This window comes from Nocardia sp. NPDC003726 (genome assembly GCF_053586955.1).
This window is the reverse complement of record NZ_JBSFNF010000001.1, coordinates 454,993-475,347: the sequence shown is the minus strand read 5'-3', so window position 1 is coordinate 475,347 and position 20,355 is coordinate 454,993. Positions and strand designations below refer to the sequence as shown.

General features: G+C 70.7%; 18 protein-coding genes. 8 read left to right on the top strand and 10 right to left on the bottom strand.

The window, feature by feature from the left end; genetic code table 11:
- Positions 1-132 precede the first annotated feature (132 nt).
- Entirely contained in the window at positions 133-1,269 is a 1,137-nt protein-coding gene (locus ACWDMM_RS02165) for an FAD-dependent oxidoreductase (protein WP_357107419.1), read from the top strand.
- Between the two features lie 33 nt (positions 1,270-1,302).
- On the opposite strand, the gene ACWDMM_RS02160 is transcribed toward ACWDMM_RS02165, so the two are convergent.
- Both ACWDMM_RS02160 and ACWDMM_RS02155 read right to left on the bottom strand, forming a co-directional pair.
- Positions 1,303-2,274 carry an enoyl-CoA hydratase/isomerase family protein gene (locus ACWDMM_RS02160; RefSeq protein WP_357107416.1) on the bottom strand — a complete coding sequence of 324 codons (972 nt, stop codon included), beginning with the start codon at positions 2,272-2,274 and terminating at the stop codon, positions 1,303-1,305.
- 157 nt (positions 2,275-2,431) lie between these two features.
- On the bottom strand, positions 2,432-3,334 hold the full coding sequence (locus tag ACWDMM_RS02155) for an alpha/beta fold hydrolase (protein ID WP_449935557.1): 903 nt from the start codon (positions 3,332-3,334) through the stop codon (positions 2,432-2,434).
- Positions 3,335-3,460: 126 nt separating this feature from the next.
- On the opposite strand from ACWDMM_RS02155, the gene ACWDMM_RS02150 reads away from it, so the two are divergent.
- Positions 3,461-5,317, top strand: a complete 1,857-nt coding sequence (locus ACWDMM_RS02150; protein ID WP_195082907.1) for a Na+/H+ antiporter — start codon at positions 3,461-3,463, stop codon at positions 5,315-5,317.
- Between the two features lies 1 nt (position 5,318).
- Here the strand turns inward: ACWDMM_RS02150 and ACWDMM_RS02145 are convergent, their stop codons facing one another.
- On the bottom strand, positions 5,319-5,867 hold the full coding sequence (locus ACWDMM_RS02145) for a TetR/AcrR family transcriptional regulator (RefSeq protein ID WP_195082908.1): 549 nt from the start codon (positions 5,865-5,867) through the stop codon (positions 5,319-5,321).
- 189 nt (positions 5,868-6,056) lie between these two features.
- Here ACWDMM_RS02145 and ACWDMM_RS02140 point away from each other — a divergent pair, with 189 nt between their 5' ends.
- The gene (locus tag ACWDMM_RS02140; protein WP_195082909.1) at positions 6,057-6,659 is read left to right on the top strand and encodes a TetR family transcriptional regulator; all 603 of its coding nucleotides are present in this window, start codon (positions 6,057-6,059) and stop codon (positions 6,657-6,659) included.
- 34 nt (positions 6,660-6,693) lie between these two features.
- Positions 6,694-7,347, top strand: coding sequence for an enoyl-CoA hydratase-related protein (locus ACWDMM_RS02135; RefSeq protein WP_195082910.1), 654 nt, complete (start codon positions 6,694-6,696; stop codon positions 7,345-7,347).
- A gap of 351 nt (positions 7,348-7,698) precedes the next feature.
- Here ACWDMM_RS02135 and ACWDMM_RS02130 read toward each other — a convergent pair whose 3' ends face one another.
- The 6 genes from ACWDMM_RS02130 to ACWDMM_RS02105 all read right to left on the bottom strand — a co-directional run bounded on the left by ACWDMM_RS02130 (position 7,699) and on the right by ACWDMM_RS02105 (position 13,390).
- The gene (locus ACWDMM_RS02130; protein ID WP_195082911.1) at positions 7,699-8,760 is read right to left on the bottom strand and encodes an MBL fold metallo-hydrolase; all 1,062 of its coding nucleotides are present in this window, start codon (positions 8,758-8,760) and stop codon (positions 7,699-7,701) included.
- 43 nt (positions 8,761-8,803) lie between these two features.
- Positions 8,804-10,042 (bottom strand): cysteine--1-D-myo-inosityl 2-amino-2-deoxy-alpha-D-glucopyranoside ligase, encoded by a 1,239-nt coding sequence (mshC, locus tag ACWDMM_RS02125; RefSeq protein ID WP_195082912.1) that lies wholly within the window; start codon positions 10,040-10,042, stop codon positions 8,804-8,806.
- Positions 10,043-10,216: 174 nt separating this feature from the next.
- Positions 10,217-11,026 carry an SCO1664 family protein gene (locus tag ACWDMM_RS02120; protein ID WP_195082913.1) on the bottom strand — a complete coding sequence of 270 codons (810 nt, stop codon included), beginning with the start codon at positions 11,024-11,026 and terminating at the stop codon, positions 10,217-10,219.
- Positions 11,027-11,030: 4 nt separating this feature from the next.
- The gene (locus tag ACWDMM_RS02115; protein ID WP_039798216.1) at positions 11,031-11,615 is read right to left on the bottom strand and encodes a DUF3090 domain-containing protein; all 585 of its coding nucleotides are present in this window, start codon (positions 11,613-11,615) and stop codon (positions 11,031-11,033) included.
- Positions 11,616-11,685: 70 nt separating this feature from the next.
- Positions 11,686-12,444 carry a histidine phosphatase family protein gene (locus ACWDMM_RS02110; RefSeq protein ID WP_195082914.1) on the bottom strand — a complete coding sequence of 253 codons (759 nt, stop codon included), beginning with the start codon at positions 12,442-12,444 and terminating at the stop codon, positions 11,686-11,688.
- Between the two features lie 16 nt (positions 12,445-12,460).
- Positions 12,461-13,390, bottom strand: a complete 930-nt coding sequence (locus ACWDMM_RS02105; RefSeq protein WP_195082915.1) for an undecaprenyl-diphosphate phosphatase — start codon at positions 13,388-13,390, stop codon at positions 12,461-12,463.
- A gap of 281 nt (positions 13,391-13,671) precedes the next feature.
- Here ACWDMM_RS02105 and ACWDMM_RS02100 point away from each other — a divergent pair, with 281 nt between their 5' ends.
- The 4 genes from ACWDMM_RS02100 (at position 13,672) to ACWDMM_RS02085 (ending at position 17,705) form a co-directional block, all read left to right on the top strand.
- A complete protein-coding gene (locus ACWDMM_RS02100; RefSeq protein WP_195082916.1) occupies positions 13,672-14,631 on the top strand; it encodes an aldo/keto reductase in 960 nt (319 codons plus the stop codon).
- 20 nt (positions 14,632-14,651) lie between these two features.
- The gene (locus ACWDMM_RS02095; RefSeq protein ID WP_357207946.1) at positions 14,652-15,710 is read left to right on the top strand and encodes a heme/hemin ABC transporter substrate-binding protein; all 1,059 of its coding nucleotides are present in this window, start codon (positions 14,652-14,654) and stop codon (positions 15,708-15,710) included.
- Entirely contained in the window at positions 15,707-16,792 is a 1,086-nt protein-coding gene (locus ACWDMM_RS02090) for a FecCD family ABC transporter permease (RefSeq protein ID WP_195082918.1), read from the top strand. Before ACWDMM_RS02095 ends, ACWDMM_RS02090 begins: the two co-directional genes overlap by 4 nt.
- Before the next feature lie 94 nt (positions 16,793-16,886).
- Positions 16,887-17,705, top strand: coding sequence for a heme ABC transporter ATP-binding protein (locus ACWDMM_RS02085; RefSeq protein WP_195082970.1), 819 nt, complete (start codon positions 16,887-16,889; stop codon positions 17,703-17,705).
- On the opposite strand, the gene ACWDMM_RS02080 is transcribed toward ACWDMM_RS02085, so the two are convergent.
- Positions 17,668-20,118 carry a serine/threonine-protein kinase gene (locus ACWDMM_RS02080; RefSeq protein WP_195082919.1) on the bottom strand — a complete coding sequence of 817 codons (2,451 nt, stop codon included), beginning with the start codon at positions 20,116-20,118 and terminating at the stop codon, positions 17,668-17,670. The two genes, ACWDMM_RS02085 and ACWDMM_RS02080, sit on opposite strands and share 38 nt — an antisense overlap.
- Positions 20,119-20,355: the final 237 nt, after the last annotated feature.

Genomic DNA, 20,355 nt, shown 5'->3' with positions numbered 1-20,355 from the left:
TTCCCGGCTCAGGGGAGCCGGTACGGGTCGATTCGGTGGTTCGGGTCTTTCCCACACCAACATGCCGCTGACACTACAACGCCCGTCCCGATACACTGTATCGGAACAGTACGGTGTATCAGAGAGGCAATCATGTCCATCGCCATCATCGGAGCCGGCCTCGGCGGCCTGGCGCTGGCCCGCGTGCTGCACGTCAACGGCATCGACGCCGTGGTGTACGAACGCGAGCCCTCGCGCGAGGCCCGCGGCCAGGGCGGCATGCTCGACATCCATTCCGGGACCGGGCAGCGAGCGCTGCGCGAGGCGGGCCTGATCGAGCGGTTCCACGCGATCGCCCGCGGCGAAGGTCAGGACATGCGCCTTCTGGAGCCGGACGGCACCTTGCTGCTGCAGGAGGACACCCCCGACGACGCCCCGCTCGAGCGACCCGAGGTCGATCGCGCCGATCTGCGCGGCCTGCTGCTGGATTCCCTTCCCGAGGGCGTGGTGCGCTGGGGGCGGGCGTTCGAATCCGCCGACAACGGTGTGCTGCGCTTCGCCGATGGCAGCACTGCGACCTGTGAGCTGCTGGTCGGCGCGGACGGCGCGCAGTCGCGGGTTCGCGCGCTGCTCACCGACGCCCGCCCGGCGCATATCGGCCAGAACGTCGTCGAACTCGGCATTCCCGACATCGACCGCAGCCACCCCGATCTCGCGGCGATGGTCGGGCGCGGCAACTACTGGGTGCTGGGCGACGGGCTGTCGCTGGCGGCGCAGCGCAACGGTGACGGCCGCGTCCGCATCGGCCTCAGTTTCTACAACACCGGCGAGGACTGGTGGTCCACCAGCGGGATCCCGTTCGACGACCCCGCCGCCGCGCGGGCGCGGCTGATGGATCTGCTCTCCGGTTGGGACGAACGTTTCCTCGCGCTGATCGCGGCCTGCGACGACGCGGTCGTGCCGCGGTCGATCACCACTTTGCCGGTCGGGCTGACCTGGCCGTCGACGCCGGGGGTCACGCTGCTCGGCGATGCCGCGCACCTGATGCCGCCGGTGGGCGAGGGCGCCAACATGGCGCTGCTGGACGGCGCGCTGCTCGGCCTGGCGCTGGCCGCGCGCCCGGAGGACTTCCCTTCTGCCGTCGCGGAATACGAGCGGGAGATGTTCGAACGCACCAGCGCTGTCGCCCGGGAGTGCGCGTCCATCCAGGAGATGTTGATGGCGCCGGACGCCAGCCGCAGGATTTTGGCGTTCTTCCAACCCGGTTCGGAGGAGGTCGCCAGCGGCTGACTTCTGAACGCTGTGCTGCGGGCTCGGGCCGTGCTATCCGCTGACTTGGTCGACGCGGGTGCCGTCGAGCCAGGGCTGGGGATCGGCGAGGAACGGGGTGTCGTCGAGACGGGCGAGGTCTTCGAAGAACGCTTTCGTGGTGCGTGCGGCGGCGGCCGTGGTGCCGACGGAGACGAATGCGGCTTGTTCGGCGTCCAGGGCTCGGGAGAGGGATTTGTCGGAGCCGAAGTAGACGGCGCGTTTGAGTTCGGCGACGACGAGCGGGTTGCGTGCGGCCAGTCGTGCGGCGGTGGCCTGGGTTTCGGCGAGCAGGTCTTGGGTGGGGATCACCCGGTGCAGCAAGCCTAGGCGCAGAGCTTCCTGGGCGGTGAAGGGTGTGCCTTCGAGGGTGATCTCGATCGCTTTGGCGGCGCCGAGCAGGCGGGTGAGGCGTTGGGTGGCGCCGCCGCCGGGGATGAGGTTGGCCAGTGTCTCGATCTGGCCCAGGCGCACGTGCTCGGCGTCGGCGGCGTAGCGCAGGTCGCAGGCGAGGGCGATTTCGTGGCCGCCGCCGAGTGCGGGTCCGTTGATGGCGGCGAGGTAGGCGACGCCGGAGCGGTTCATCCGCAGAGTGGTGCGTTTCCAGCGGTAGCCCCAGACCAGGCCAGCGCCGAGTCCTCCGCCGTGGCGTTCGAGCAGGTCGGTCGCGCCGGGCACGTGCAGGGCGGCCGCGGCGGCGCGCAGGAAGGGTGCCGCGGCGCGGGCGGGGACGAAGGGGCGCGGTTTGTCGATCATGCCGCCGAGGGCGGCGGGGTCGGCGTGGGTGAGGAAGCGGCCGGGTAGTCCCCCGGTGAGCACGACCGCGCCGACGCTGTCGTCGGCGTCGGCCGCGGCGGTGAGGGTGTCGAGGTCGCGGACGACCGCGGTGGTGACGAAGTTCCACGGGGGTGCGACGACCCGCGCGGTGAGTACGCGCCCGGTCTGGTTCAGGTCGATGGTCTCGAGGGAGAGGTCTGCGGCGGGCATCGGCGGCTCCTGGGGTGCGCGTTGTCGGGCTGTGAGAGTGGCTCCGCGCGACGGTGTTTCGGCGGTGCGGCCCGCTGGCGTGGCGTGGTCTCCACCCTAGTGCCGCGGGAGCGTCCCGATGTTCCGGACCGGCTGCCCCGCCGGTCCGGAACGCGGGTCAGGCGGTGGGCTTGTGGACGCGGGTGTCGTGGAATTCCAGCAGTGCCGCGAGGGTCTGCTCGGGTGCTTCCAGTTGCGGGTAGTGGCCGATGCGCGGCAGTTCGACGACGTCGGGGTCGGTGATCAGTTCGCGGTAGCGGCGCACCATGTGGCCGCCGGAGACCGGGTCGGTGAGGCCGTCGAGCAGCCGGATCGGGACGCGGGCCTGCCGCAGCGCGCCCACCCAGCGCTGCCGTTGCCTGCGTCGTTCGGCCATGTAGCGGATCAGCTTGTGGCCGTTGCGTTTTCCGTGTTTGCTGCACCACAGCAGCCAGAACTGGTGCAGTTCGACGTCGGTGGGTTTGGTGTCGGGTCCGAACACCGCGGTCAGGCTGCGGTGGAAGGTGCGTTCGCTGCCGAGCACGCCCACGAGCGGGCCCAGCGGACCGGCCAGCAGCCGCTGCACCGGGCGGGGGCGGTGGGCTTCGGGGAACAGGCCGCCGTTGAGCAGGAACACCGATTCGATCGTGAGGGATTCGTCGCCGGCGGCGCGGCGTTCGACGTCACGGGCCAGCAGTTCTTGGGCGACGCTGTCGCCGTAGTCGTGGGCGAGGATGTGGAATCGGCTGATGCCTTGTTCGCGCAGCAGGTTTTCGTGGATGTCGGCTTGGTCGGTGATGCGGTAGTCGTAGTGGCGGGGTTTGGCCGACCAGCCGAAGCCGATCATGTCGGGAGCGATGACGCGGGCGAAGCGTTCGCACAGGCCGGGCCAGATGCGGTGCCAGTCCCAGGACGCGGTGGGGAATCCGTGGATGCACACCAGCGTCCCGTCGGGGCCTGCGCCTGCGTCGCGCCAGAAGATCTGGTGGCCGCGATGTGTGTGGCGTCGTCCGTTCGCCCGCCAGGACGCGAACTCCTCCATGTCTACCTCCTTGTCGTCGACAAGCATGGCGCGTGTGCGCGCCGGGCACAGTAGTTCGGTCGGCCGTGCACGTGTCATCTACTGTGCGGGCCGTTAGCCGATCGTGCGCTCTGGAAGAATTCCACCGTGCATGTCGCGATCGGCCTGGTTGTTCTCGTCGCGTCGGCGGCCGCGTTGGCGGCGCTGGCGCGTCGGTTCGGGATCTCCGAACCGCTGGTGTTGACGGTGGGCGGGGTGGCGGCGTCGTATCTGCCGTTCCTGCCGGAGATCCATTTGGAGCCGGAGATCATTCTGCTCGGTTTTCTGCCTCCTTTGCTGTATACCGCCGCGATCCGCACGTCGTTGGTGGATTTCCGGGCGAATGTGCGCACGATCGGGTTGTTGTCGGTCGGTTTGGTGTTGTTCACGACGTTCGCGGTGGCGGTGGTGGTGTGGTGGCTGCTGCCGGTGCCGTTCGCGGTCGCGGTGGCGTTGGGTGCGGTGGTGGCTCCGCCGGACGCGGTGGCCGCGACGGCGGTGGCGCGGCGGATCGGGATGCCGCGGCGGATCGTGACGATCCTGGAGGACGAGTCGCTGTTCAACGACGCGACCGCGCTGGTGGCGTTGCGGACGGCGCTGGCGGCGATGGCGGGCACGGTGTCGGTGTGGGCGGCCGGGGCCGATTTCGCGCTGGCGGCCGGTGGCGGCGCCGCGGTGGGGGTGGTGGTGGCCTATCTGCTGGCGATGCTGCGGCGGCGGATCACCGATCCGGTGATGGACACGACGTTGTCGTTCCTGGCGCCGTTCGCGGCGTATCTTCCCGCCGAGAGCATTCACGCCTCGGGGGTGATCGCGGTGGTCGTGTGCGGGATGATCCTCGGGCACAACGCGCCGGTGTGGCAGAGCGCCGCGTCGCGGATCGCCGAGCGCATCAATTGGCGCACGATCCAGTTCATTCTGGAGAGCGCGGTGTTCGTGCTGATCGGGCTGCAGGTGCGCGGCATCGTGGAAGGCGCCTGGCACAGCGAGCTCGACCACGCGACGCTGCTGTGGTCGGCGGTGGCGGTACTGGCGGCGACGATGCTGGCGCGTCCGGTGTGGGTGTTCGGGTCGGCGTTGCTGTCGCGCAGTCTCGGTGGCGGCGAGGCGGTGCCGGTGCGTCATCTGGTGGTGGTGTCGTGGGCGGGGATGCGCGGGGTGGTGACGTTGGCGGCGGTGTTGCTGCTGCCGCAGGACACGCCGTTGCTCGCGGTGCTGCGCCTGCTGGCGCTGGTGGTGGTGGCGGGGACGTTGCTGGTGCAGGGCACGTCGTTACCGTGGCTGGTGCGGTGGCTGCGGTTGCGTGCGCCCAGCCGCGCGGAGGACGCGTTGCAGAAGGCCAATGTGTTGCAGCAGGCCACCGCGGCCGGTCTGGCCGCGCTGGATCGGGAGGTCACGCCGGACACGCCGCAGGGAGTGGTGCAGACGTTGCGTGATCGGGTGCTGTGGAAGAGCAACGCCGCTTGGGAGCGGTTGGGGCGGGCGGAGTCGGAGTTGGTGACTCCCACCGCGGAGTACCGGCGGCTGCGGTTGGCGATGCTGCAGGCCGAACGCGCGACCGTGTTGGAGGTGCGGGATTCCGGCACGGTCGACTACGAGATCCTGCAGCATGTGCTGGCGCAGTTGGATCTGGAGGAGTCGATCATCGATCGCTTCGACGAGACCGAGGAGGAGCGGGTCGAGCCGCTGGCCGCGGCGGGGACCGACGACGCGTGCGCGCATCTGCGCGACGCGCCGCTGGTGCGCGCGCACGGCGGGCCGGACGAATGCGCCGAATGCCTCGCCGAGGGGCTGGCGTGGGTGCATCTGCGGATGTGTCTGGCCTGTGGGCACGTGGCCTGCTGCGATTCTTCTCCGGGCAATCACGCGAGCAAGCACTACGCCGGCAGCGGGCATCCGGTGATGCGCAGTGTGGAGCCGGGTGAGGCGTGGCGCTGGTGCTATGTGGACGAGCTGCTGGGGTAGCTCAGCGTTGGGCGTGGGAGTAGATCAGGCGCGCGTATTCGGCCAGCAGCTGGTCCAGGGAGAGGTTTTCCCCGCCCGCGGCGATCTGCTGGTAGCCGACGAGCATCGCCATGCCCAGTGAGGTGACCACGGCGGCGGTGGCGTCGTCGCCGACGACTCCTTTGACCGCTTTGTGCACGGTGCGCCTGCGGGATTCGTCGACGCGCTTGAGTGCGAGGTTGACCGATTCGTCGTTGGCCGCCCAGGCGCGGATGGCGGCTTCGGCGGCGTGGTGCAGTCCGGCGGCGAGGTCGGACATCGCGCGGATGTCGTCGTCGGGGTTGCCCTGGTTGAACGGCATGGTGCCCAGGATGCGCACCTGGCGGTTCTCCCAGTGCTCGAGCAGGGCGTCGACGAATCCTTGCCAGCTGCCGAAGTGGTGGTAGAACGAGCCGCTGGTGACGCCGAGGCGGCGGCACAGGACGCCGATGTTGAGGCCTTTGAAGCCGAGTTCGGCGAGCACTTCCAGGCCGGTGTCGAAGTACTGCTCCTTGGTGACCACTCGTGACATGCGGGCGCCGTTCTGTTCGTTCGGTCAGGGGGAGGGACCGAACAGTACCCCATCGTAGGGTCGCCTGGAGGGAGCACGGGAAGTACCGCTGCGTACGCCGAGAAGACGCTCCGGTACCTGTTACCTGCGGAAATACCTAGCCCCGGCCGGGGCGACGTAACAGAGCAACTGCTCTGTTATAGTGGCGGCATGCCACGCCCCCGCACGCACGACCCCGGCACCGTGCTCGACGCCGCGGAATCGCTGGCCGTTCGCCACGGCCCCGCCGCGGTCACGACGCGCGCGGTCGCCGCCGCCACCGGCGTGTCCAACGGCGCGATCTACCACACCTTCGGATCGCGCGCGGAGCTGCTGGGCCGCACCTGGTTGCGCGCCGCGCGCCGGTTCCTGGACCTGCAGACCGCGCTGGTCGAGACGGCGCTCGACGGCCGCAGCGCGGTCGAGGCGGTGGTCGCGGCCGCGGAGGCGCCCGCGATCTTCGCCGAGCGCCATCCCGACTCCTCACGGCTGCTGCTGGCCGTGCGGCGCGAGGAACTGCTGGGCGAGATGCCCGAAGCCCTCGCCGCCGAACTGGCGGCCACCGACGCGGTGCTGGTCGAGTTGCTGGTGCGGCTGTCGCGGCAGCTGTGGCGACGCGGCGACCGCCACGCCGTCGACGTCATGACGCTGTGCCTGGTCGATCTGCCCACCGCCGTGCTGCTGCGCCGCGACCGGCTGGCCGACCCCCGTGCGCGCGACTACCTGCGCAGCGCCGTGCGCGCCGTGCTGGCCGTCGGCCCGCCACCGCGCTGATCCGTGCACTGCTCCCCTACCGGAAGGACCCGCCATGCCCACCCTCGACTACCACGACAAGATCGCCGTCCTGGATCTCGGTGACGGTGAGAATCGTTTCTCCCCCGACTTTCTCGACCGGATCGGCGCCCACCTCGACACCGCTCTCGCCGACGGCGCCCAGGGCCTGGTCACCATCGCCGGCGGCAAGTTCTACTCCAACGGACTCGACCTGGACTGGCTGGCCGCCAACGCCGATCGCGCCGAGTGGTATGTCGCGCGGGTGCAGGCGCTGCTGGCGCGGATGCTCACCTTTCCCGTGCCCACCGCCGCCGCGCTGCCCGGCCACGCCTTCGGCGCGGGCGCGATGCTGGCCATCGCGCACGACTACCGGGTGATGCGCGCCGACCGCGGCTACTTCTGCTTCCCCGAAGTCGACATCCGCATCCCCTTCACCCCCGGCATGGCCGCGTTGATCCAGGCCAAGCTCACGCCGAAAAGCGCCGTCGCCTCGATGACCACCGGCCGCCGCTTCGGCGGTCCGGACGCCGAGGCCTACGACATCGTCGACGCCACCGCCGCCGAAGGCGCCGTCACCGACTCCGCCGTGGCGCTGCTGACCCCGCTCGCCGGCAAGGACCCCGCCACCCTCGGCGCCATCAAGAACACGATGTACGCCACCGCCGTCGCGGCACTGACCGCCGGGTGATCGGCATCGTCACGTCCGGTGGATGCTCGGAAATTGCGGTATCGCAAGGGTTTCCGCGACCGGTCGTGACGGAATCCGGGGAGGCTTGCGGTGGCGGACCTCGTCGCGACTGCACGATACGGTCGACCGGCGAGACGAGGCAGGGTGAGCGCGGAAGTATCGACCCCGACCCCGACGCGGACGCGGAGGCTCGGCCCGGACGGGTAGCCGGCAATCGTGCGGGTTGCTGTCGAGCTGTTCACCGCGCTGCCGGGCTTCCGGGGCACTGGCGGACGATGATCCGCTCGCGGCCGAGTAGATCACGTGCTGCGCCGCGAGCGTGCACGAACCCAGCGCCCGACAGACGCTGTCTCACAACCGGAAGGTGAGCCGCTGCGGGTGCACGTAGTCGGCCGGGTCGTGCATGACACGCAGTTGCGGTCGCCGTGGCGCGGGGATGCGTTCGAGTTCCGCGCGCAGCGGTGCGTCGTAGGTCGCCGCGCTGGCGGTGAGGCCGGGCAGCCAGTTGTCGTGATGGCTCGGCACGAACAGCCCGGGGCGCAGAGCCTGGATGTAGGTGCGCGGATCGCGCAGGCCGTTGCTGATCTGGTTGTAGCCCTGCACCGCGCCGATCTGCACATCGGTGGCCGGTAGCGCGGCGAGGGTGTCGAACACCTGCGGGGCGCGTTCGGTGAGCGGTCCGGACGAGTCGTGCCACACCAGGGAGAAGCCGGGCACCCGGAACTGGTACAGCAGCACCCCGCCTTCGGGGTCGCGCAGCCGCGGCAGGCCGTCCAGCAGGCCGCGGGGTGTCGGCGGGTGGCTGAGCACGATGCCCGGTTCGGGGCGGGGAAAGAATCGGGGTGATCCCTCGACGGGGTCGGGCGGGGTGCGTGCGGAGTGCAGGTGGCGCACCACGCTCACCTGCACCGTGCCCACGGTGCAGTCCTCGCGGGTGCCGATCGCGGTGTCCGCGTCACCGTGCGTGGCGGTGGGAAATGCCGGGTCGCCGACTTGTGCGGCGACGGTCGCGCAGTGCTCGGCGGTGCCGTGCACGACCGCGCCGCCGGCTCGGGCGATGCGGCCCGCGTCGGCGGCGTGGTCGAAGTGACCGTGGCCGATGAAGATCGCCGCCGGGGCCAGGTCCACCAGATCCTGCGGAGTGGCCGGAACGTAGCCGGTGCTGGTCAGCCGCGGCACCCACGCGTCGAGCAGCAACACCGAACCGCCCATGGCCAGGGCGTAGGTGCTGCAGCCGACCCAGGACAGCACCACCCGGTCCGTGCGCAAGGCGCCCGTGCGCGGGTCGACGGTGTCGGCGCCGAAGAAGCGGGCGCGCGCGGCGATCGTCCGCGGATCGGCGGGTCCGGTCGCCGGCCGCAACCGGCCGGCGCGCAGGGAGGTCAGCAGGCCGAGGCCGGGAAGGTTGCACACCCCCCTACCCCATCACGGGCGGGGAATGCGGGCAAGGGATCGGCTAGAGGCGGATGCCGAGCAGTGCGTCGACGGCGGTGGCGATCAGCGCGGGCGCTTCGGCGTCCTTGCCGCCGTAGTCCAACGCCTGACGTGCCCAGTTGTCGATCGCGTCGAGTGCCTTGGGGGTGTCCAGGTCGTCGGCCAGATGCTGGCGCAGCCGGGCGACGGTATCGGTGGCCGCGGGGCCCGCGGGCAACGCCGCGGCCTCGCGCCACAGTCGCAGGCGCCGCTGCGCCTGCTCGAGCAGCGCGTCGGTCCACATCCGGTCCTGGCGGTAGTGGCCGGCCAGCAGGCCGAGACGGATGGCGGCCGGATCGACGCCGCCGCGGCGCAGCGTGGACACCAGCACGAGGTTGCCGCGCGACTTCGACATCTTCTCCCCGTCCAGCCCGATCAGGCCGGCGTGCACGTAGTGGCGGGCGAAGCGGCGCCCGGCGATGAGCGACTCGGCGTGCGCGGCGGAGTACTCGTGATGGGGGTAGATCAGGTCACTGCCGCCGCCCTGGATGTCGAATTCCGGGCCGATGCGGTTCAACGCGATCGCCGAACACTCGATGTGCCAGCCGGGCCGTCCAGGGCCGAACGGGGCGGGCCAGGACGGCTCGCCCGGACGCGCCGAGCGCCACAGCAGAGCGTCGATGGTGTCGCGTTTGCCGGGACGGCCGGGGTCGCCGCCGCGTTCGGCGAACAGCCGCTCCATGGTGGCGCGGTCGTAGCCGGATTCGTAGCCGAACTGCTCGGTGGCGTCGGCGCGGAAGTAGATGTCGGGAAATTCGGCGTCGTCGACGATGTAGGCGGCGCCGGAGGCCAGCAGTTTCTGCACGAATTCGACGACCTCGTCGACGGATTCGACGGCGCCGATGTAGTCGCGGGGCGGCACGATCCGCAGCGCGGCCATGTCCTCGCGGAACAGGTCGGTCTCCGCGGCGCCGAGCTCGCGCCAGTCCACGCCGTCGCGGGCGGCGCGTTCGAACAGCGGGTCGTCGACGTCGGTGACGTTCTGCACGTAGTGCACGTCGTGGCCTGCGTCGCGCCACAGCCGGTTGACCAGGTCGAAGGTCAGGTAGGTCGCGGCGTGCCCGAGGTGGGTGGCGTCGTAGGGGGTGATGCCGCAGACGTACATGGTGGCGGTGGGGCCGGCCGCGACCGGGCGCACCAGACGGTCGGCGGTGTCGTACAACCGCAACGGCGGTCCTGCTCCGGGGACGGTGGGGAGGGCGGTATCGGACCAGGACTGCATGCTTACGAGGGTAAAGGTGTGGTGGAGCTCATCGTTCCCCGGGCCGGTGGCCCATGCCGCCCGCCCGCCGCGCTCGCCCGCCGCGACCTGCGTCTTTCAGCGAATCGTCGGATGTCAATAATTTCGGTTTCGCTGAATCAGCCGCGGGCGGGGCCGGGACGGTGTCGCGCACGGTCAGAAGGCGGGCCACGGAATGGGGCGGGAGGTGCGCGGCAGCGGCATCACCGGGTCGTCGAGCAGCCGGTGGGTGCGTTCGATCAACGCGTCGATCTCGGCGTCGGTGATGTGCTCGCCGATGGTGTCGGCGAACGCGCCCGGCAGTTGCTTGGCGAACGCGGTGATGTCGGCGACCAACCCGTCGTCGATGGGCTGCCCGGCCCAGCCCCACAGCACGGTGCGCAGTTTGTGGTCGGTGTGCAGGCAGATGCCGTGATCGACGCCGTAGACCTGCCCGTCCACCCCTTCCAGCGCGTGCCCGCCTTTGCGGTCGGCGTTGTTGAGCAGGACGTCCAGCACCGCCACCCGGTGCAGCCGTGGGTCGTCGGCGTGGATCAGCGACACTTCGTTGCCCAGGTCGTCCTGCGCGCGCAGCACCTCGCGGAAGCCGTCGGGCACCGCGCCGGCCGGGCACAGATCGATCAGGTCGAGGCGGTCGCCGCGGTCGGTGTGGTTGTCGGCGCCTTCCACCCAGCGCTGCACCATGCCGGGGCCGAAAGGGCCGTCGCGCAGAATGGTTTCGGGGATCACGCCCCAGCCGATCGCCTCGGAGATCAGGTAGGAGGCCACCTCGCGTCCGGCGAGGGTGCCGTCGGGGAAGTCCCACAGCGGTCGTTCGCCGCGGATGGGTTTGTAGACCACCCGCAACGGTGTGGCGCCGGTGGCGGTGTCGTTCACCTCGCAGACCAGGGTGACGTTGCTGGCGGTGTTCACCCGCCCGATCACGGTCAGTTCGCCGCTGTGGAATCCGTCCCCGGCCTCGGCCACCGAATCACTCCTCTAGTTCGGCCGCGCCGAAGATGTCACCGCGTTTGTAGCCGTTGGTGCGCACGCACATGTGCCCGCGCGCCGACAGCGGCTCACCGCACAGCGGGCACGGCGGGCGGCCCGCGGCGATCACCCGGGTGGAGCGCAGCGCGAATTCGCGGGCCTGGATGGGGGTGAGGAACACCCGCACCGCGTCGGGGCCCTCCTCGGTGTCGTCGAGCACCACCGATTCGTCGACCTCGGTCTCGGTGATCGCCAGCAGCTCGACCACAACCGCGCCCGCGTCGGCGTCCCAGCCCAGGCCCATGGTGCCGACCCGGAATTCGGCGTCGATCGGGGTGACCAGCGGCGCGTTGTCGCTGACGTCCTCGGCCTGCGGGGGCACTTCGGCGCCGAAGCGGCGCGCGACCTCGTCCAGCAGCAGACCCATCCGGTCGGCGAGTACTTTGACCTGCTGCTTTTCCAGCAGCACGCTGACCACGCGGGGTTCCTGCACGGCCTGCAGGTAGAACGCGCGATCGCCCGGCTCACCGACGGTCCCGGCGACGAAACGATCGGGGGTGCGGAATACATGGATTGCGCGTGACACATGCACCTCCTGATATGACCCTGATCGACTACCCGCGGCGCGGGGATCCATACGACGACCGCTGGGTTGTCTACAAGGAATCTCGACGCTCCGCATTCCCATTATCCGCACTCGCGTTGTTGCCGAGTTCGCCACCGGGGACTGGTCCGGAGACCTCGCCTCCCGGCGTGGGCCCGGCCGCTGCCTGCCGTTGCCCGCCGGCGCCCGCGAGGGCCGACAGGTCGGCGCCGGTGTCGTTGAGCCGCCACACGTAGGGGGCGGTCGCGGTGTAGCGCACGACGCTGAGCGAGGCCGGTTCGACGACGATGCGCTGGAAGCCGTCGAGGTGGATACCGAGGGCGTCGGCGAGCACGGACTTGATCACGTCACCGTGGGTGCACGCCACCCACAGCGCGTCGCGGCCGTGGTGCTCGGCCAGGGCGCGGTCGTGTTCGCGGATGGCGGCGACCGCGCGCGCCTGCACCTGCGCCAGCCCTTCCCCGCCGGGGAACACCGCGCCGGAGGCGTGCCGCTGCACGACCTTCCACAGCGGTTCCTCCAGCAGTTCGGCGATGGGGCGGCCGGTCCACTCGCCGTAGTCGACCTCGAGCAGCCGGTCGTCGAATACCGGTTCCAGCCCGAACTTTTCCGCCAGCGGCGCGACCGTGCGCTGACAGCGCAGCAGCGGGGAGTGCACGATGCGTTCGATCGGCAGCCCGGCCAGTCGTTCGGCCACGGCCCTCGCCTGCTCCTCGCCGCGCTCGGTGAGCTCGACGCCGGTGCTGCGACCGGCCAGAGTGCGGGCGGTGTTCGACGTCGACACACCGTGCCGCAACAGGATCACCGTCATGCGGTCAGCCTAGCGATCATGTCGCCGAGATCACCCCGCCCGCCAGCAGACCCAGCAGGATCACCCCGAGCGCGATGCGGTAGCCGACGAACCAGTACAGCGAATGCCGTGCCACGAAACGCAGCAGCCACGCCACCGACGCGTAGCCGACCGCGAACGCCAGCACGGTGGCAACCAGCAGTTGCGGCCCACTGGCGTTGAGGCCCTCACCGGCGGGTTCGAACGCGTCCGGCAGGCTGAACAGGCCCGATGCGGTCACGGCGGGGATGGCCAGCAGGAACGAAAACCGCACGGCCGCTTCGCGCTCCAAGCCCAGGAACAGGCCCGCGGTGGAGGTGGCTCCGGAGCGGGAGACGCCGGGGATCAGCGCCAGGCACTGTGCGAAACCCATCGCCAGACCGTCGCGGGTGGTCAGTTGCTCGATCGGGCGTTCCTTGCGGCCGAAGTGCTCACCGGCGGCGATGACCAGGGCGAAGAAGATCAGCATGAACGACACCAGCCACAGGTTGCGCGCGCCGGTGCGGATCTCGTCTTTGAACACGAACCCCAGCACGCCGATCGGGATGGTGGCGATGATCACATACCAGCCGATCCGGTAGTCGAGTTCGCGCTGGGCCTGCTGGTCGAAAACGCGGGTGTGGTCGGCGGTGAGGACCGGGAGTCTGGTGGTGGGCTGATCGTGCAGCGGCAGCTGCTGGCGACCGCGCGCGCCGATCTGCTCGCGCAGCCCGGCGAACCAGGCCAGCACGATGCGCCAGATGTCCTTGGCGAAGTACACCAGTACCGCGGCCTCGGTGCCCAGCTGGGTGACGGCGGTGAACGAGGCGCCCGCGTCGTCGCCGAAGAAGACCGACGACACGATGCGCAGGTGCGCCGAGGAGGAGATCGGCAGGAATTCCGTCAATCCCTGCACCAGTCCCAGCACCAAGGCCTGCACCCAGGTCATCGACTCGCCTACCACGAACCATCCTCCACTTCCGCGTGAAATACGCGTCCTCACCTGGGCATTGGCGCGGTGGCCGGTGGCATCCGGCCCGAAACCGGCCCCAATTACGCAGCGACAGTACAGTGTCGAGGCCGCGGCGGCGTGCCCGGCTGCCGGGCCGCTGCCGCCGCGCGGGTCGCGGGTCTGCCCGCGCACCCGAGCGCGACCCACTGCGCTGGTGGCCGCCCAGTCGCGTATCCACACTCTAGGCTTGGCGCCGTGACGAATGCGCGGACACGGTGATGGAACAGCGGACGGTGGGCCGCAGCGGCCTGCGGGTGTCGCGGATGGGCCTGGCGACCCATACCTGGGGTGCGCACACCGACGCCGAGGACGCGGCGGGGCAGCTGGTGGCGTTCGTCGAGGCGGGCGGCACGCTGGTGGACACCTCCCCCGCCTACGCGGGCGGGGCGGCGCAGCGGATCCTGGCCGAGTTGCTCGGTGATCTGGTCTCCCGGGACGAACTGGTGCTCAGTGGGTGCGCGGGGGTCGCGCCGTGGGGGTTCGCCGCGGCGGGTGTGCCGGAGGCGGCGCAGGTCACGGTGGACACCTCGCGGCGGGCGCTGCTGCGGCAGCTGGATCGCACGCTGCTGGAGTTGGGCACCGATCATCTCGACATCTGGAATGTCGCGGTGTGGGATCCGCGGACGCCGCTGGAGGAGGTGGCCTCGACGGTGGAGCAGGTGGTGCGGTCGGGGCGGGTCCGGTACGCGGGGGTGCGCGGGTTCGGGGCCTGGCAGCTGGCCAGCTTGGCCGCGGTGGCACCGGTGACCGCGGCGCAGACACCGTATTCGCTGCTGGCGCGGGGTGCGGAGAGCGATGTCGTGCCCGCGGCGCGGTTCCACGGGGTCGGGGTGATCGCCTCGGCGCCGTTGGCCGGCGGCATCCTGACCGGCAAGTATCGCGACGGCGTTCCGGCCGATTCGCGCGGCGCCGACGAGGCGACCGCGGCGGAGATCCGCAATGGTCTCGACGACCGCGCGACGCGGGTGGTGGATGCGCTGGTGACCGCGGCGGACGGGCTGGGCACCTCGCCGCTGGCGGTGGCGCTGGCCTGGATCCGGGACCGGCCCGGCGTGGCGAGCATGATCGTCGGCGCCCGCGACATCGGGCAGCTCACCGGCGTGCTGGCCGCCGAGACCCTGGAGTTGCCGCGGGCGATCGCCGCGGCCCTGGACGACGTCAGTGCACGCGCGGAGTGACACAGATTAGCCTTGCCCGCATGAGCACTGCAGCGACCGGGGGTGGGCGTGGGAACCGAGTCCGAGCCCGATGGCGGCGTGTCCTGCCGGTGTTGTTCGCGGTGAGCTTGCTGGCGGGGGTCGCCGGATGTGGTGGCGATGCCGGGTCCTCACACGGCGGGCACGGGCCCGCGACGGCGACGCTGAGCGATCTGGATCCGGTGCCCATCGGGCCGGAGCCGGCGCCCGCGCTGCCGGTGACGGTGCGGTCGTTCGACGGCGCGCAGGTCACCGTCACCGACGCTTCCCGCATCATCGCCGTCGACCGCTACGGGACCCTCGCCCAGATCGTGTACGCGCTGGGGCTGGGGCCCAAGCTGGTGGGCCGCAGCACCTCGGCGTCGTTTCCGGCGGTGCGGGACGTGCCGAACGTGGCGGGAGGCAACGGGTCGCTGAACGTGGAGTCGGTGCTGGCGATGCGGCCGTCGGTGTTCCTGACCGACACCACCAGCGCCGCGCCCGCGGTGCGTGAGCAGTTGCGCGCGGGCGGGGTCACGGTCGTCTACTTCGATCCGGAACGCACGATGGACGGGGTGGTGCCGCAGATCGAGGCGGTCGCGGCCGCGCTGGGTGTGCCGCAGCAGGGGCAGGCGCTGGCGCAGCGCACCCGCGACGAGATCGCCGCCGCGAGCGCCGCGGTGCCCGCCGCCGATCCGCCGCTGACCATCGCGTTCCTGTATCTGCGTTCCACCGCGATCACGATGCTCGCCGGGCCCGGGTCGGGTGCGGACGCGTTGATCGCGGCGCTGCACGCGCGCGACGCGGGCGCGGTGGCCGGGGTGAAGGAGCCGTTCACCGCGATCACCAGTGAGGCCATGATCGGTGCGGCGCCGGATGTGCTGCTGGTGATGTCGGACGGGTTGAAGTCCGTCGGCGGTGTGGAGGGGCTGCAGAAGGTGCCGGGGATCGCGCAGACCCCCGCGGGGCGTGACCGGCGGGTGGTGGACATGTCGGATGCGGTGCTGTTGAGTTTCGGGCCCAACACCGGGCGGGTGATCGCGGCGTTGAGCGCGGCGGTGTACGGCGCCGGGCACGCATGAGCGTTTCGGAGACGGAAACGGCGGTGCCGCCGTTGCCGAAGTCGCGCGCACGGTCGCGGGTGCTGGTGGTGTTCGTGGTCGCGGTGGCGGGGCTGGTGGCGCTGGCGGTGGCGTCGGCGGCGATCGGTCAGGTGCCCACGACGGCCGCCGAGGTCGCCGGCAGTGTGCTGCACCGCATCGGGCTGACGGTCGGGCCGATGCCGGCGCATCCCTCCGGTGAGGTGACGCTGTGGCAGGTGCGGTTCCCTCGGGTGGTGCTGGCGATGCTGGTCGGTGCGGCGCTGGCGACAGCGGGTGCGTTGTTGCAGGGTGTGTTCGCCAACCCGCTGGCCGAGCCCGGCGTGATCGGGGTGTCGGCGGGCGCGGCGGTCGGTGCGGGCACGGTGATCGTGGTGGGTGGGGCGTTCGTGGCGGCGTGGTCGGTGGCCGCGGCGGCGTTCGTGGCGGGATTGGCGACGACGTTGCTGGTGTATCTGCTGGCGCGCTCGGGTGGCCGCACGGAGGTCGTCACGCTGGTGCTGACCGGTGTCGCGATCAACGCGTTCGCGGGCGGGTTGATCGCGCTGCTGCTGTTCGTGGCCTCCCCCGCGGCGCGGGATCAGATCGTGTTCTGGCAGTTGGGGTCGCTCAACGGCGCCACCTGGGAGTCGGTGGGGGTGGTGGCGCCGCTGACCGCGGTGGGTGTCGCGGCGGCGGTGCTGCTGGCGCCGCGGCTGGATCTGCTGGCGCTCGGGGAGTCGGCGGCCCGTCATCTGGGCGTCGACGTGGAGCGGCTGCGGCGCAACGTGATCGTCGTGGTGGCGATCCTGGCCACCGCCGGTGTCGCTTTCACCGGCATCATCCTGTTCGTCGGGCTGATCGTCCCGCATCTGGTGCGGATGCTGGTCGGCCCCGCCCACCGGATCCTGATCCCGCTCAGCGCCGTCGTCGGTGCGGTGGTGCTGCTGGCCGCCGACGTCACCGCCCGCTCCCTGGTCGACAACGCCGACCTGCCCCTCGGCATGCTCACCTCTTTGCTCGGCGGGCCCGTCTTCTTCTACCTGCTGCGCCGCACCCGCGCCCGCGCCGGAGGCTGGGCATGAGCGGGTGTGCACCAGTGGTGCATGGCTGCGGGAAACGCCGAGAACAGTTCTCGATGGTGTGCCACTCGACGCGAGGTGTGAGGTGAAGGTGCGGATGGCGCACGAGGTGCCGGGGTGGCCGCGGCAGGGGGATGTGACGGTGCGCGCGTCGGGGTTGAGTGTGGCGCGGCGCGGGGGTGGGCAGGCGCGGCTTGTGCTCGACGAGGTGGATTTCCAGGCGGTGGCCGGGCAGGTCGTCGCTCTGGTCGGGCCCAACGGGGCCGGTAAGTCGACGCTGCTGGCGGCACTGGCCGGGGAGTTGGCGCCGAGCGCGGGGACGGTGGAACTGGACGGGCGACCGTTGGCGCAGTGGACGACGTTGGACATGGCCCGGCGGCGGGCCGTGCTGCCGCAGACCCACACCGTCGGCTTCCCGTTCACCGCGCGGGAGGTGGTGGCGATGGGCCGCGCGCCGTGGGTGCGCACCGAACGCCGCGAACACGACGAGGAACAGATCGCCGCCGCGATGGCCGCCACCGACGTCGCGCATCTGGCCACCCGCTCGTTCCCGACCCTGTCCGGCGGTGAACGCGCCCGCGTCGCGTTGGCGCGGGTGCTGGCACAGGACACCGCCACCCTGCTGCTGGACGAGCCGACCGCCGCCTTGGACCTCGGCCACCAGGAGGCGGTGCTGCGCCTGGCCGCCGAGCGTGCCGCCGACGGCGCGGCGGTGGTCGTCGTGCTGCACGACCTCGGTGTCGCGGCCGCCTACGCCGACCGCGTCGCGGTACTGGACGCCGGTCGCATCGCCGCGGACGGCCCACCCCGCGAGGTGCTCACCACCGAACTGCTCACGCGTGTCTACCAGCACCCGGTCGAAGTGCTCGACCACCCGGTCACCGGCGCCCAGCTGGTCCTGCCGGTGCGCCGCTGAGCCCGAGCCACCCCGACCGACCGGCGGCATTCGGCTGTCCCGGTCTGCCCACAGGGGCCACCACACGTTCCAGCGCCCGTAGATCGGCCTCGAGCGCCCGGAAGAGCACATAGACGACGATGAAGGCGATGATCGCGCCCACGCACAACACACGCATGGCCGCGAGCAGCAACGGAATGTCGGCTGGCGGCAGCAACGTCACCCCGACGATCGCCAGTAGGGGTACCGACGCTGCCACCGTGAGGTACACGGTGCATCGGCGAGCCAGGCCGCGCAGGCGCAGCGCTTCGTCCGAGCCGATGTCGCCGTGGCGCAGGAACATCGGATAGATGCAGCGCACCAGGTAGAACGTCACCAAGAAGAACGGGTAGGCCACCGCCATCGCGCCGAAGACCAGCACTCCGCCCAGGAAATGCAGGAACAACTCCCCGGTGAATTCCGCGGTGGTGAAGTGGATCGCGATCGGAAAGGTGATCGCCGCCAGGCTCCAGAGCGAAAACGCCACCAGCACAGTACGTTCACCGAACCGAAGAGCATCCGATCGAGCCAGCGCCAGCATCCGTGGGTCGTAGATCCGGCCCCGGCGCAGGCCGCGCGAGACGATGAGCACACACCGCGACAGATACAACACCAATCCGAGCCCCAGCGGGAAGGACACTCCGTTCACCACGGTTACGGCGATCCACCACACGTGCTGCGAGGACACGCTCAGACGTTCGATGATCAGGGTTCGCCCGTGCTGGATGTTGTACGCCGATGCGACCGCGTTCGGGATGACCACGGCCAAGGCCAACAGCGGCACCAGCCACGGCCGCAGCCGCAGCCGCCAACTGGACGGCGGCGGATCGACCAGGTCGCGGGCCCGCTCGTCCAGGCACACCTCCAGCTGCTGGGCCAGTTCCGCGCCACCGGCCCACCGCTGCTCGCGCTCTGCTCGCAGACAGGTCAGCAAGACCCGGCGCAGTGCGGCCGGGCAGTCGGCGGGAATCCGCTCGAGCGCGCGCGGGTCCACCCCGGCGCGGCGGCGCCGCACCATCGCCGTGAGCGTGCCAGCGAGAGATTCGTCCGCGGCGGTGTCGTCGAAGGGCTTGGCGCCGGTGAGCAGCTCCCACAGCAGAACGCCGAGCGAATAGATGTCTGCGCGGGTGTCGAGCTCCTCGGCGCGGCCCTCACCGCGAGGCAGGCAGGCCTCGAGCTGTTCGGGCGACATGTACGACAGCGAACCGCCGAAATAGGCGAGCGGGTCGGCGTCGGCGAGATCACGGTTGAAACTGATGTTGAAATCGGCGAGCTTCGGCACGGCCTCGGCGGTGAGCAGCACATTGGCCGGTTTGACGTCGCGGTGCAGCACGCCGTGCGCGTCCGCGTAGGCCAGCGCCTCGGCGAGCCTGCGCCCGAGCCACGCGACGGTCTCCGGCCACGACAGTGCCGCGATCTGCGCGCGCACGCTGGAATCGGTCGGCCGGATCTCACCCTTATCCGCCATCGCGGTGTCGACCGCCTCCAGCAGCAGAGCTCCGCCGCGCTGCCCCGGTGGGGTGGCCCGCACCCAGCGCAACACGTTCATCAGGGTGCCGCCAGGCAGGAACTGCATGTACAGCAGCCGTAGCCGGTGTTCGCCCGGCTCGCTGCCGGGACCCGGCCCGTCCAGCACGCACTGATCGAAGATGCGCACGATGTAGTCGTGGTCGAGCTGGGCCAGTGTCTGCGGTTCGTCGCCGCGGTCGGCGGAGATCTTCACCGCCACCAGCCGTTGCAGCGATCGTTGCCGGGCCAGGAACACCCGCGCGAACGCTCCGCTGCCCAGCTCGGTGAGCAAGTCGAAATCATCGATTCGATCGCCGACCGCGATGCGGTCCAGACCGGTGGCCCCCGTGGTGGGGGTGCCCGGCGATGTCAGCAGGCCGGTGGCAGGTCGGGTCGTAGTCCACGAGGAGGTCATCGAGGAGGGCGTGACCTTAGGTTCCGGACCGGGTCCTGTGGTGTGGTCACCGTTGTCGTCCGCGGCGAGCAGCACGCGCAGTTGTGCCGCCTGTTCGGGATATTCCCGCAGGCATGCGCGCGGATCGACCGGTTCGCCGCTGTGGCGGCGGATCAGGAACTCCTCGTACACCAGAGCGGCGGGAATCTTCTCCGGTGTGAGTTCGGGGAACTCGACGAAGTATTCGCGCAGTCGCTTGGGGCGGGGCGCGATGGTGGGTTCGCCGGTACCGGCCGGTCGGCGTAGCCACCGGTGCCGCAGATCGATCCGGATCAGTTCCAGCAGCGCGCCCAGCTGTGCGGCGGGCAGGTAATCGGCAATGGCAGGTGGTTGAGCGTCGGCTTCCCACGCCGCGGCGAAAGCGGCCACGGCGTTGGGGGCGGTTCCTGTCGGTCGCCGGAATCCGTTCCCGAAGTCGGAGCTGTCGCTCATATCCGCACCTGTCGAGCCGCCGCACACTGGCTCGTCGTGGTAAGGCACTGACAATCTGTCGGCCCGTTCACCGGTTCAGTTCTGGTCGGCAAACCCCATTATCCGGCGGTGGAGGATCCGGTGTCACATCCGCGGACGCTTCAGGGCGAGTCCCGCCCGTACCTGCTGGAACACTCATGGCGAGGTGGTGGCCTGCGGCCCGGTGCCCCGGCCCCGCCGCAACCGAGGCGTCGGGGC